Below are 12,842 nucleotides of genomic sequence, written 5' to 3' on the forward strand. Positions count from 1 at the left end.
CTCAGCCCTTCAGCACGTCTTCGATGACACCGCGCAGGGTGGAGGACTCGGAGGCGCCCACGATGCGGGCGGCGGCCCGGCCCTGGGCGTCGAGCACCACGGTCGAGGGCGTGGCCTGCGGGGGCAGGATGCTCGAGAGCAGGGACACCATCGCGCCGTCCGTGTCGATCATATTGGTGTACGGCACCTTGAAGGTGTCGATGAAGGACTTGGCCGCCGGCGCCTGATCGCGCACGTTCACGCCCAGGAACACGACGTCCTTCTTGAACTTCTGGGACACCTCGACCAGGTCGGGCGCCTCCTTGCGGCACGGCGGGCAGGCGGCGTACCACAGGTTGATCACGACGGCCTTGGGCCGGTATTCGGCCAGCGAGTGCTTCTTGCCCGCCAGGTCCGTGAATTCCAGGTCCAGGGGCTTGCCGCGGTCGCCCTCGCCCAACTGGGTGACGACGCCGTCGCCGGAGATGTAGCCCTGATTTGAGCCGGCCTGCTGGGCCAGTTCGTCATTGCTCGATTTGCAGGCCGAAAGCGTCACCAGCGCCGCGCCCAGCGTGATACTCAGGGCCGCGCGGCGGGTGACCGGTCGCTGCGTGTATTTCATGCCCCGGCCACGTTCTTCGCCGGCTGCAGATCCGCGCTCACATCGTCATAGTGCACGCCCGCCAGTTTCCCACCCTCGTATGTGAAGGTCGTGACAGAGGCCAGTGCGCATTCGCGGCGCCGCGGGTCGTGGACCAGCGGGCGGCCCTGTGCTGCCAGGCGGGTCACCCAGATGGGCAGCTGGTGGCTCACGATGACCCCGTCGACGGTGTCCAGCGACTCATCGCGGGCGATCGCCTCGAGTTCGCGGCGCAGGGTGGCCATGGCCGCGCGCATCCGCACCACCTGGGCGGTGTAGGGCTCGCCCCAGGACGGGCGCAGCGGGTTGTAGACCAGCGGCAGGTTCTTCAGCTGCAGGAAGTTCGCGGCACCCGCGTGCTGGCCCTCGAAGCGGTTGGCCGCCTCGATCACACGCGGGTCCTCCCGCGGTTCCATCCCCAGGGCCGAGGCCAGGGGCGCGATGGTCTCGGCCGTGCGCAGCAGCGGCGAGCGGACCAGGGCACGGACCGTGAAGTCCCCGCCGGTGAAGTGCTCGCCGACCCGCTGGGCCATCCGGTGGCCCAGCTCGGACAGGCCGTAGCCGGGCAGGCGGCCGTAGAGGATGCCATCGGGATTGTGGACCTCGCCGTGGCGGGTCAGGTGGATGCGGACGGTGCTCATGCCAGACCTCCTCGATCAGCAGTGGCCGAGGCCGCGGAACCCTGTGCCGCGGCGGCGGCCCGTGCCGCCTTGGGCAGGGCCTCGACCACTCGGTCGAGGACCTCGGGGGTGTGGGCCAGGGACAGGAACCACACCTCGAAGGCGCTCGGCGGCAGGTGCACGCCCGATTCCAGCATCGAGGTGAAGAAGGCGGAGTAGGCGGCACTGTCCTGGCCGCGCGCATCCTCATAGTTGCGCACCCGGCCATCCGTGCCGCGGGTGAAGAAGACGGAGAACATGGAACCGGCCGACTGGATCGTATGCGCCACGCCCGCAGCCGACAGTGCCGCGGAGATCTCCGGGCGCAGCCGGTCGGCGGCCGCTTCCAGATGCGTGTAGACATCCGTTTCCCTCGTCAGGCGCAGGGTCTCGATACCGGCGGCGGTGGCCACCGGATTGCCCGACAGCGTGCCCGCCTGGTAGACGGGACCCGCGGGTGCCAGGTGGCCCATCACATCGGCGCGTCCCCCGAAGGCGGCTGCCGGGAAGCCCCCGCCCATCACCTTGCCGAAGGTGAACAGATCGGCGGGTCCGTCCGGGTAGCCGTCGCGGGCCGATTCGTAGCCGTACCAGCCGGTGTCAGAGACCCGGAAGCCGGTCATCACCTCGTCGGAGATCATCAGGGCGCCTGCCTCCCTGGTCAGCCGGCGGATCAGCTGGGTGAAGCCGTCCAGGGGCGGGACGATGCCCATATTGCCGGGGCAGGCCTCGGTGATGACAGCTGCGATCTGCGGGCCGTGTTCGGCGAAGACCGCGCGCAAGGCGTCCTGGTCGTTGTAGTCGACCACGATCGTGTCGCCGGATTCCGCGCCGGTCACCCCGGGGCTGTCGGGCAGGGCGAAGGTCGCGAGCCCCGAACCCGCCGCGGCCAGCAGCGCGTCCACGTGGCCGTGATAGCAGCCGGCGAACTTCACGATCTTCGACCTGCCGGTAAAGCCGCGGGCCAGGCGGATGGCGCTCATCGTCGCCTCGGTGCCGGAATTGACCAGGCGCACCTGCTCGACGGGCGCCACCCGGGCCACGATCTCTTCGGCCAGCACGACCTCGTTCTCACCGGGAGTGCCGAAGGAGAAGCCGCGGGCTGCTGCCCGCTGCACCGCATCGAGCACCTGTGGATGGGCGTGGCCCAGGATCATCGGGCCCCAGGAGCCGATCATGTCGACGTACTCGTTGCCGTCGACATCGGTCAAGATGGCGCCCTTGGCGCTGTGGATGAAGCGCGGGGTGCCGCCGACGGCCTGGAAGGCGCGCACCGGCGAGTTGACTCCGCCCGGGGTGACCCGTTGGGCGCGGGCGAAGAGGTCCTGCGATCGGGCGGTGGTGCTCATCCGTTTCCCTCCTGCTGGTGCAGATGTGCGTTGACCTTGGCGAACGCCGAGGCCAGGGTCGTCAGTTCGTCGTGGTCCAGTAGGTCGATCAGATTGTCCCGCACGCTTTCCACATGGCGCGGTGCGGCGGCGACCAGCTGCCGATACCCCTCCTGGGTCATCACGCAGATGATGCCGCGGCCGTCCTCGGAGGCCGAACAGCGTTCCAGCAGTCCGCGCTTCTCCATCCGCGACACCAAATGGGTCAGCCGTGAGCGGGAGATCCCGCTGAGGTCGGCCAGGGCGGCCATCCGGATCTTCCAGTCGGACTGTTCGGACAGCCGGACCAGCAGGCCGTACTCGCTCAGCGAGAGCCCGCAGTCGGTGCGCAGATCGCGGTCGAGCTGCGCGTCGAGCAGACCGTAGGCATTCCAGAGTTCGCGCCAGGCCAGCTGTTCGCAGTCGTCGAGCCAGCGTGGCTGGGACCCGGTTGCGGACTCGGCCGCAGCGGAGGACCCGGTCCGCTCAGTCATCGCCATCACGGAGTCTGCGAGCGAATTCGGTCGCATAGTAGGTCAGGACGGCGTCGGCGCCTGCGCGCTTGAAGGCCATGAGCGATTCCCAGACCGCCTTATCGCGATCGATCGCACCGGCCCGGGCCGCGAATTCGATCATCGCGTACTCGCCGGAGATCTGATAGCTCCAGACCGGCACGGGGCTGGCCGCAGCGACCTCGGAGAGCACGTCCAGGTAGGGCAGACCCGGCTTGACCATGACGATGTCGGCGCCCTCGGCCAGGTCCAGGTCCAGCTCCAGCAGGGCCTCGCGGCCATTGGCAGGGTCCTGCTGATAGGTCTTGCGGTCGCCGGTGAGCTGGGAGTCCACGGCCTCGCGGAACGGGCCGTAGAAGGCCGAGGCGTACTTGGCCGTGTAGCCCATCACGATCGTCTCCGACAGGCCGGCCTCGTCCAGGGCCACGCGCACGGCGCCCACCTGGCCGTCCATCATGCCAGACAGGCCCAGCACCGTCGCGCCGGCCCTGGCCTGGGCGATCGCCATCGCAGCGTAGCGGTCCAGGGTCGCGTCGTTGTCCACGCTGCCGTCGGCGGCCAGCACCCCGCAGTGACCGTGGTCGGTGAACTCGTCGAGGCACAGATCGGCCATCACCACCGTGCGGTCGCCCACGGCCTCGCTGACCGCGCGCAGGCCCCGGTTCAGGATGCCCTCGGGGTCATCGGCCTGGCTGCCGGTGGCGTCGCGGTGGGTGGGGATGCCGAAGAGCATCACCCCGCCCACGCCCGCGTCGGCGGCATCCCGCGCCGCCTCGACCAGGGATTCCAGCGTGTGCTGGAAGACCCCTGGCATGGATTCGAGTTCGCGCGGGGCGCTGAGGTCCTCGCGGACGAACAGCACCTCGATCAGATCGGACGGATGCAGACGATTCTCCCTGACCAGCCGGCGCACCGCCGCGGACTGCCGCAGGCGGCGCGGACGGACCGAGCCGGGTGCCAATTCGAATTCGCTCATTTCACACTTCTCTTCTTGTTCCGACGCCGGGTCTGCGAGGGCCGCACAGGCACCTGTCCCGCCGTCACCTGCTCATCGCGTTGGGTCCGGGCGAACTCGGCCAGATCGGCCACCAGCCGGTCCAGGTTCGCCTCGCCGGCGATGACGTCGACCCGCAGGCCCTGATCCATCGCGGTCTGTGCGGTGGCCTGCCCGATGCAGGCGACCACCGTGGTGGCCGGGGGCTTGCCGGCGATGCCCAGCAGATTGCGCACCGTCGAGGACGAGGTGAACAGCACCGCGTCGAAGTCCCCGCGCTTGATCGCCTCGCGCACCGGGGCGGCGGGGGGCGCGGCGCGCACGGTCCGGTAGGCGGTGACGTCGTCGACGTCCCAGCCCAGCTCCGTCAGTCCCGCGACCAGCACCTCGGTCGCGATGTCGGCGCGCGGCAGCAGCACCCGGTTGAAGGCATGGTCGTCCTTGTCGAACTCGGGCCAGTCGGCCACCAGGCCGCGGGCCGAGTGCTCGCCGCTGGGCACCAGGTCCGCCTCGATCCCCCAGGTGGCCAGGGCCTCGGCGGTGGGCCCGCCCACTGCGGCGACCCGCACACCGGCCAGGGCACGGGTGTCCAGGCCCAGGTCGTCGAGCCACATCTTCACTGCGCGCACCGCGTTGACGCTGGTGAAGCCGATCCACTGGTAGTCGCCGTCGACCAGGGCGTGCATGGCGCGCTCCATGTGCTTGGGGCTGCGCGGCGGGGCGATCGCGATGGTCGGCACGACGGTGCCCTCGGCACCGTACTCGCCCAGCAGATCCGCGGTCGAGGACCCCTGTTCCTTGGTGCGCGGGATCAGCACCTGCCAGCCGAACAGCGGGCGGGTCTCGAACCACGCCAGGTCACGGCGGACGCCCGCACCCTGGCCCAGTACGGCCTGCAGCAGACCACAGGTCGGCGCAGCGGGTGCCGGGTCCGCGGTGGCGGCTGCCGCGGAATCCGCGGCGCCGGAGGACGCGGGCAGGCCCAGCGCGGTGGTGTCCGCCGGGGCGGACAGGTGCGCGATCGCCGTGGTCAGCGTGAACTCATTGGTCGACTGGTGGATGGTCGACAGGCCCGAGGTCAGCAGCACCGGCAGTTCCGGGTCCCAGCCGTCGGCGGCCAGGGACTTCAGCCCCGCCAGCAGGTCGACGGCGGATCCGGTGAGCACATTGGCGGTGTTGCGGTGCTTCGAGGCGTCCGAATGGGTCATCTCCCCCGCCTCGATCAGGCGCAGGGAGCGGACCCGGTTGCCGGTGATCTCCGTGCCGGTGAAAGCGCCCAGCGAGGCGACCACTCCGACGCCCGGCACGATCTCCAACGGGACCTTGTTGCGGTTGACGGCCGAGGCCTCGTCCGCGGTGGAGGCGAAGAGCACGCCGTCGTCGGACACGATGCGCACCACCAGTCCGTGGTCCAGCGCCAGTTCCGCCAGACGGCGCCCGCGCGTGCTGGCCGCCTGTCCCAGGGTCGCGGCGTCAATGCGTTCGACCCCGGCCGCGACGAAGGTGGACAGGATGTCGTCGTGGGCCGGTGCGTCGTAGACCACGGCGGAGGCAGCACCCAGCAGTTCGGCGCCGCGGATCGTCAGCAGCTGCGGATCTCCGGGGCCCGCGCCCAGGAAGTACACGGCGGGCAGCTTGGCGTTCAGATGCGCCTTGTGCGCGCTGGGCTTGTGACCCAGGCTCTGCTGGGACAGGGACTGTTCTAGATTCATGAGCGTCCTCCGACCATGCCAGGCAGGTTCTCCGTCGGGGCGTTGGATCCGGCAAGGGTATCCGGGACCTCGCCCAGGATGTGCAAAAGTTCGTCCGCGGAATCGTAGCCGATCCGCAGGGCCGCATGGAGCGCCGCGGAACTCGACAGTTCAGGGGCGCCGTCCGCGCCGGCGGGCAGGGCCGTCAGGTGCGAGACCCGCTGCAGGTGCCCGTCGACCCCGGCCATCACCGAGGCCAGCCGCAGGGTCGAGCCCTCGATGGTCGCCAGCGCCCCGATCGGGGCGGAGCAGCCGGCCTCCGAGCGGCTGAGCACCGCGCGTTCGGCGGCCACCCGCAGGGCCGTTGACGGATCGTTGATGGTGTTCAGAGCGGCGCGGATCTCCGCGTCCGTGTCGCTTAGGTCCGCGTCCTCGGAACGGCATTCGATCGCCAGCGCGCCCTGCCCGGCCGCCGGCAGCATCACGGAGGTGTCCAGGGTGTCGGTCACCTCGGCCAGGCGGCCCAGGCGCCGGACGCCGGCGGCGGCGATGACCACGCCGTCCAGTCGGCCCTCGGTCACGTGCTTGATGCGGGTGTCGACATTGCCGCGCACCCCGCGCACGTCCAGGTCGGGACGGGCCGCGCGCAGCTGGGCGGCGCGGCGGGGCGAACCGGTGCCCACCACGGCGCCGGCCGGCAGTTCGTCCAGTGTCAGCCCGTCGCGCGTGATGAGCACGTCGGATGGATCCACGCGCGGGGGCACCGCAGCCAGGTCGATACCCGCGGCCGGAGCGGTTGGCAGGTCCTTGAGCGAGTGGACGACCATGTCGACCTTGCCGGTGAGCAGGGCACGGCGGACCGCGGAGACGAACACGCCCGAGCCGCCCAGTTTGGCCAGCGGGGTCATATTGACGTCGCCCTCGGTGACGACCTCGACGATCTCGATCCGCCAGCCGGTCAGGGCGGCCAGCTGCTGGGCCACGGCCGTGGACTGGGAGCGCGCCAGGCGGGACCGGCGGGTGCCCAGGCGCATGGTCCGGCCGGTGAAGAATTCGGGTTCGACCACATCGAGGGTGTGGTCGGCCACCGGGCGCAGGCCGTCGGCCGGCACATAGTGGTTGGCGCTGGCGGTGCGCTTGGGCATGCCCTCTGCGGAGAAGTCCACCCGGTTCCGGTCGAGTTCGCCCTGCTTGTCCGCCGGGGTCTTCGACAGGTCGAACAGGTTCGTCAGGGCTGCCGCGTAGTCGACGGATTCGTCCTCGGCGGACAACTCCTTGACCCGCACGGTGGGCGTGTGGATGATCTTCTCGGCGATCCGCTGGAGTGTCCGGCGGATCTCGGCCAGCTGGGACTGCGGCACATCGCCACCGAGCTTGCGCGCGAGCCTGTCGTATTCGCCGTCGACGATCTCCTGGGCCTGCTCGCGCAGGGCGGAGACCGTGGGGCTGACCTTCTTCGCCACCCGGTGGACGGCCTCCTCGTCCAGCGCGGCCTGGATGATCTCCTTGACCTCGCCGATCACGGCGACCACCGACGATGTCTCCTGGGAGGAGGTGTCCGCGAACTGGCGGGACAACTCACTCAGTCCCATCACGCGCACATGGGGCAGTTCGGCGACGTCATGGGCGATGTCGTGCGGCAGGGCCAGGTCGATGAAGAACTTGTTCTTCGAACCCACCTCGTCACGCTGCAGGGCCTCGATCGCGGTGTCCTTGTCCACCACGGTGCCGCGCGCTCCGGTGACGGACACGATGAGGTCGGCGGCGGCAAGTTCGCGCACCAGGGCTTCGTCCGTCCACTGGACCGCGCGTCCGCCCAGCGGAGCGACCAGGCGTTCGGCCTTCTCCAGGGTCCGGCCCAACACGGTGATGGACTTGATGGAGTGCCGGTGCAGGGTCGTGACGGCCAGACCCGACATGGCGCCGGCGCCGATCACCAGAGCGTTCGCCCTGGTCAGCGGCCCGATGTGAGCAACACCGGCGACCAGGGCCGATTCCAGCAGGGATTGGGCCACGGAGTCCAGGGCGGTCTCCGAATGGGCCCGTTTGCCGACCTCCAGCGCCTTGTCCAGGATGTGGATCATATCGGGGGTCAGGGTCTTCGCCTGCCGAGAGGCGCGTGCCGAGTCGCGCAGCTGACCCAGGATCTGGGATTCCCCCAGGGCCATGGAGTCCAGTCCGGCGGCCAGTGTGAAGAGGTGTTCCTCCGCCTTCTCCCCGAAGTGCGCGTAGAGGTGCTGCGACAGCTCCTGCCAGTCCAACCCGGTCACCGCGACCAGGGCGGTGCCGATATCGGCCAGACCACCGTGGAAGGCCGTGACGTCGGCCAGGACCTCCAGTCGGTTACAGGTGGAGAGCACGTTGACACCGGCTACGTACTCACCGGCCAGTGCCCGCGTGCGCAGATCAGTGACTTCCCCACCACCGAGCGAGAACGCCTCCAGGACCGACATCGGCGCGGTCCGATGGTTCACGCCTATTACGAGGAGAGTCAATGTGTGCCCCCTTCAAGAGACGAACACCCACGGGCCCCGGTGGGGACTTCGCGTGGGTGTTCAAGGAATTTCATGCGGACTCCGCACGGTCGAGCGCGCGGGCAAGACGGTCCGGATCGACACGGTGGAAACTGTGCTGGCGTCCGTTGATCAGAACGACGGGAACATCCCAGTCGTATTTGGCCCGCAGGTCATCATCGGAGTCGATGTCGACTTCCGTGAGGTCCACATCGCGACCGGCGATTCCGGCCAGCACGACCCGGCGCGCGGCATCGCACAGATGGCAGTCGGCGCGGGTCAGAAAGGTCAGTGCGACACTCATGTTCGCGGATTCCTCATTGCTGATGAGCCCGGGCGGGCACAGGGTCCGTAGCGCAGGTACAGGCGCTCCCGGCGAATGCGGGAGCGCCTGTCGCGAACACGGACCGACTCTGGGACGGTTCTGCGGATCCCCTGCCGCCGATCGGGCGGGAGTATGGATCATCTCCCGAACCGGGGTCCGGGAGCCACCAAGAACGTCTTACTTCTTGTTGCGGCGCTGATGACGCGTCTTGCGAAGCAGCTTGCGGTGCTTCTTCTTGGCCATACGCTTGCGGCGCTTCTTGATGACTGAACCCACAGTAAGTCCTTTGCTTAAGACACTAATGACGAAGAACGCCCGGATCGCGCGTCCCCTAGTGGAGCCGACGATAGAACGTAACACCCAATTCTATCGCCCAGTCCCCACGAAACCCAAACTTCACAGAAATTCCGGCTGTTCGTTACCTCACCCCACCCGCCGATCCGTCATAAACGTGCGGCTGGACCGGCGCACAGCGCACATCTGTGACGGCTCGGCGAACTCACGTGAATCAGTCGTAGTAGGCGTCCAGACCGTAGAACGGGAAGATGTTCTTGCGCGTGCTCATCACCGTGCGGTCCAGATCCGACTCCGGATCGTAGCCGGTGGCCCAGGGCTGGAACTGCCCGTCGTGGCCGTCGGTCATGGCCAGTGGGGCGCGGTCCCTGCCCGTCATGTTCGCCACATAGTTGCGCCACCGTTCCGGGGTCGGGGTCAGCGGGTCCAGATCCAACCCGGCCGCGATCGCCACCAGATTGGTCCACGCCCTCGGCACGACCTCGGCGATGGCGTATCCGCCGCCGCCGGTGGCCAGCCAGCGGCCCTCGCACAGGTCATCGGCCAGATCCCGGATCCACATGGCGGCAACCCGCATGGCGTCGACCGACAATCGCAGGTGAGTCAGCGGATCCACGTCGTGGCCGTCGCAGCCGTGCTGGGACACGATGATCTGCGGATCGAACTCGCGCAGTACGGCGGGGACCACCGCATCGAAGGAGCGCAGCCAATCGGCGTCCGCGGTGCGCGGGGGCAGCGCGACGTTGACCGCACTGGCTGCCGCCTTGAGCCCGCCGATGTCATTGGCGAAGCCGGTACCGGGATAGAGGAACCGGCCGTTCTCGTGCAGCGAGACGGTCAGCACCCGCGGATCGTCCCAGAAGAAGTTCTCCGTGCCGTCGCCGTGGTGGGCGTCCAGGTCGATATAGGCGATGCGTTCGTATCCCGCGTCCAGGAACTGCTGGATCGAGGCCGCCACGTCGTTGTAGACACAGAATCCCCCGGCCTTGCCCGGCATCGCGTGGTGCATGCCCCCGCAGAAGTTCACGGCGCGTTCGTACCCGCCGGAGGTGATCGCCCTGGCGGCCTCGATGCCGCCCTGGAAGATCCGCCCGGATGCCTCGTGGATCTGCCCGAAGGCCGGCACGTCCTCGGTCCCGATGCCGAATGCCTGCTGCACCTCATCTGGGATGTCGGACCCGTGTTCGGACATCCGCCCGGCGTCGTTGACCGCGGCGATGAACTCGGGACTGTGCAGTCTGGACAGTTCGGCCTCGTCGACCTCGGGCACCGATCTGATGTGGATGCGCGCGCTGTCGAAGAGCCCGAAGTCCTGGGCCAACTTCGCCGTCAGGTCCAGGCGCAGGGGATGCATCGGGTGACCTGTGCCGAAGTTGTATTCGGTGAACACCTCGTCCCAGATGACCAGGACGTCGGTCTGGCGTTTGCTCATGGTTCATACTCTAACCGCCTGATGACGCGGATCACGCACAGGCCACGATCCGGACACTCGGCAGACGTCCGGGCCGGGAACCGGGCGCCCCGGGATCGTCGGCCGGGCCCGCCGCCCCGATGCCGACTACGATGTCCGTGTGAACGTCCAACCGCCGCCCGAACAGGGCCAGCACCGGCAGCCGGGGCCCCAGGGCCCACGTGCCCGAGGCGCCGGAGCGGCCGGCAGGCTCAGGGACCTCGTCGACCGGCTGGCCAGCGGTTCGCCGGCGCGCCTGGCGATCTTCTCCTTCCTGGCCGTCGTAGTCGTCTTCGCCGTGCTGCTGTGCCTGCCGATCTCCCATCAGGGGCCCGCACTGGACGCCGGCACCGGGGACGGCAGCGCTCTGGGCGACACCGCCGGACGGACCGCGGGTTGGGACCCGGACCTGGGCCACTATCTGGCCCGCAGCATCTTCGTGGCGGTCTCGGCCGTGTGCGTCACCGGCCTGTCCCCCGTGGTCACAGAGGACTACTGGTCGCCCTTCGGCCTGGGTGTCATCACCGCGGCCATCCAGGTGGGCGGCCTGGGCATCCTGACCCTGGCCAGCGTGCTGGGCATGGCGGTGTCCAAACGGCTGGGCCTGCGCCAGCGGCTGATCGCCGCGCAGGCGACGAACACCCTGCAGCTGGGCCAGGTCGGCACCCTGCTGCGCACCGTGGTCACCACGATCATCTCCGCCGAGGCCGTGGTCTTCCTGTTGTTGTTCCCCCGCTTCCTGATCCGCGGGGACTCCTTCGGGATGTCCGTGCTACATGCCCTGTTCTATTCGATCTCGTCGTTCAACAACGCGGGCTTCACCGTCCACCGCGGCGGAATGGAGTACTTCGCGGACGACCCCTGGATCCTCAGCGTCATCATGGCCTCCGTGTTCGTCGGCTCCTTGGGCTTCCCCGTTGTGCTCATCATGGCCGTCTGGTGGCGCCGCCCGCGGTCCTGGGACCTGCACACCAAGCTGACCCTGGCCACTTCCGGTCTGCTGGTGGTCTTCGGGGTGGCCTTCCTCTACCTGTTCGAGTACTCCAATTCGCAGACCCTGGGCCACAAGGGCGTGGGCCAGACGTTCATGGAGACCCTGTTCATGTCCGTGATGCCGCGCTCCGGGGGCTTCTCCACCTTCGACGTCAACGCGATGAACCCTTCCTCGCATCTGATCCTCGACGTGCTCATGTTCATCGGCGGCGGATCCTCGTCGACCGCCGGCGGCATCAAGGTCACAACCCTGGCCGTACTGCTGCTGGCCGCTTGGTCCGAGGCCAGGGGCCTGGGCGATGTCGTGGCCTTCCGGCGGCGGATCGACAGGGCTGCGATTCGCCTGGCGATCAGCGTGACCCTGGCCGGCTTCGTGATCGTCATCGGCGGGACACTGGCCCTGCTACAGGTCACCGGGCAGCAGTTGGACCAGGTGCTGTTCGAGGTGATCTCCGCCTTCGGCACCTGCGGCCTGTCGACCGGGGTGACCGCCGCCAGCCCGCCCGCCGGGCTCTACGTCCTTTCCGTGCTGATGCTGGTGGGGCGGCTGGGTACGATAACCCTGGCGGCAGCGATGTCCGTCCGGGACACCCAGCGCATGTTCCGCTACCCAGAGGAAAGGCCCATCATTGGCTAACAGGTCCACCGGCGCGCCGGAGCACGGCCGGGCCCGCGCGCCGTTCCCCTTCGGCGCCTTCAAGCGGGAGCCCAAGGCGACCGCGTCCTCGGTCCTGGTCGTCGGGCTGGGCCGGTTCGGTGCCGCGACGGCCGAACAGCTGATCCGGCTGGGCTACGAGGTGATGGCCGTCGAGCGCAATCCGAACCTGGTGCAGGACTGGTCGGGCCGGCTGACCCACGTGGTCGAGGCGGATTCGACGAATATCGACGCGCTGCGCCAGATCGGCGCGCAGGAGTTCTCATCCGCAGTTGTGGGCATCGGGACATCGATCGAGGCCAGCGTGCTGACCACGGCGAACCTGGTCGATCTGGGCGTGGACCAGGTGTGGGCCAAGGCGATTTCGGCCTCGCACGGGAAGATCCTGCGGCGCATCGGAGCCGAACACGTGCTGTTCCCCGAGTCCGAGGCCGGGGCCAGGGTCGCGCACCTGGTGTCGAGTCGGATGCTGGACTACATCGAGTTCGACGACGGGCACTTCGCGGTCGTCAAGATGCGCCCGCCCAAGGAGATCCAGGGCTTCACGCTGGCCGAATCGAAGATCCGCTCGACCTACGGCGTGACCGTGGTGGGCATCAAGAGCCCCGGGCGCGACTTCACCTATGCAGAGCCCGAATCGCGCGTGGGCAAGCAGGATGTGCTCATCGTCGCGGGCCACGTCGAACTGTTGGGGCGCTTCGCCGGCCGACCCTAGGCGTACTTCCCCGTGGGGCTGCGGCCCCCACGGTCCGGGGTTGTGGCCCGTCACA

At 68.8% G+C, this 12,842-nt stretch carries 12 protein-coding genes; 2 read left to right on the forward strand and 10 right to left on the reverse strand.

Translation table 11 applies throughout. The features are described 5' to 3' along the window. Nucleotide 1 precedes the first annotated feature (1 nt). The 10 genes from NQ038_RS11235 to NQ038_RS11280 all read right to left on the reverse strand — a co-directional run bounded on the left by NQ038_RS11235 (nt 2) and on the right by NQ038_RS11280 (nt 10,406). A complete protein-coding gene (locus NQ038_RS11235) occupies nt 2–601 on the reverse strand; it encodes a TlpA disulfide reductase family protein (protein WP_257048252.1) in 600 nt (199 codons plus the stop codon). Further along, nucleotides 598–1,260 carry a histidine phosphatase family protein gene (locus tag NQ038_RS11240; RefSeq protein WP_257048251.1) on the reverse strand — a complete coding sequence of 221 codons (663 nt, stop codon included), beginning with the start codon at nt 1,258–1,260 and terminating at the stop codon, nt 598–600. Before NQ038_RS11240 ends, NQ038_RS11235 begins: the two co-directional genes overlap by 4 nt. Next, nucleotides 1,257–2,627, reverse strand: a complete 1,371-nt coding sequence (gene hemL / locus NQ038_RS11245; protein WP_257062593.1) for a glutamate-1-semialdehyde 2,1-aminomutase — start codon at nt 2,625–2,627, stop codon at nt 1,257–1,259. The genes NQ038_RS11240 and hemL overlap by 4 nt, the downstream gene beginning before the upstream one ends. Beyond that, nucleotides 2,624–3,139 carry a MarR family winged helix-turn-helix transcriptional regulator gene (locus NQ038_RS11250; RefSeq protein ID WP_257048248.1) on the reverse strand — a complete coding sequence of 172 codons (516 nt, stop codon included), beginning with the start codon at nt 3,137–3,139 and terminating at the stop codon, nt 2,624–2,626. The genes hemL and NQ038_RS11250 overlap by 4 nt, the downstream gene beginning before the upstream one ends. Then, nucleotides 3,132–4,133 carry a porphobilinogen synthase gene (hemB, locus tag NQ038_RS11255; protein ID WP_257062594.1) on the reverse strand — a complete coding sequence of 334 codons (1,002 nt, stop codon included), beginning with the start codon at nt 4,131–4,133 and terminating at the stop codon, nt 3,132–3,134. The genes NQ038_RS11250 and hemB overlap by 8 nt, the downstream gene beginning before the upstream one ends. Further along, a complete protein-coding gene (locus NQ038_RS11260) occupies nt 4,130–5,863 on the reverse strand; it encodes a bifunctional uroporphyrinogen-III C-methyltransferase/uroporphyrinogen-III synthase (protein WP_257062595.1) in 1,734 nt (577 codons plus the stop codon). The genes hemB and NQ038_RS11260 overlap by 4 nt, the downstream gene beginning before the upstream one ends. Beyond that, nucleotides 5,860–8,316 carry a hydroxymethylbilane synthase gene (gene hemC, locus NQ038_RS11265; protein ID WP_257062596.1) on the reverse strand — a complete coding sequence of 819 codons (2,457 nt, stop codon included), beginning with the start codon at nt 8,314–8,316 and terminating at the stop codon, nt 5,860–5,862. Before hemC ends, NQ038_RS11260 begins: the two co-directional genes overlap by 4 nt. Nucleotides 8,317–8,407: 91 nt before the next feature. Continuing rightward, a complete protein-coding gene (locus tag NQ038_RS11270) occupies nt 8,408–8,659 on the reverse strand; it encodes a glutaredoxin family protein (protein ID WP_257062597.1) in 252 nt (83 codons plus the stop codon). A 198-nt stretch (nt 8,660–8,857) separates the two neighbouring features. Next, nucleotides 8,858–8,956 carry a 30S ribosomal protein bS22 gene (locus NQ038_RS11275; RefSeq protein WP_003792170.1) on the reverse strand — a complete coding sequence of 33 codons (99 nt, stop codon included), beginning with the start codon at nt 8,954–8,956 and terminating at the stop codon, nt 8,858–8,860. 232 nt (nt 8,957–9,188) lie between these two features. Next, nucleotides 9,189–10,406, reverse strand: coding sequence for an acetoin utilization protein AcuC (locus NQ038_RS11280; protein ID WP_257048240.1), 1,218 nt, complete (start codon nt 10,404–10,406; stop codon nt 9,189–9,191). A gap of 139 nt (nt 10,407–10,545) precedes the next feature. Between NQ038_RS11280 and NQ038_RS11285 the strand changes: the two genes are divergently transcribed. Further along, a complete protein-coding gene (locus NQ038_RS11285; protein WP_257062598.1) occupies nt 10,546–12,054 on the forward strand; it encodes a potassium transporter TrkG in 1,509 nt (502 codons plus the stop codon). A 94-nt stretch (nt 12,055–12,148) separates the two neighbouring features. Next, nucleotides 12,149–12,787: a TrkA family potassium uptake protein gene (locus NQ038_RS11290; protein ID WP_257048307.1), complete on the forward strand. Its 639-nt coding sequence runs from the start codon at nt 12,149–12,151 to the stop codon at nt 12,785–12,787. Nucleotides 12,788–12,842: the final 55 nt, after the last annotated feature.

Source organism: Brevibacterium sp. 50QC2O2, from assembly GCF_024580675.1.
Classification (GTDB): Bacteria; Actinomycetota; Actinomycetes; order Actinomycetales; family Brevibacteriaceae; genus Brevibacterium; species Brevibacterium moorei.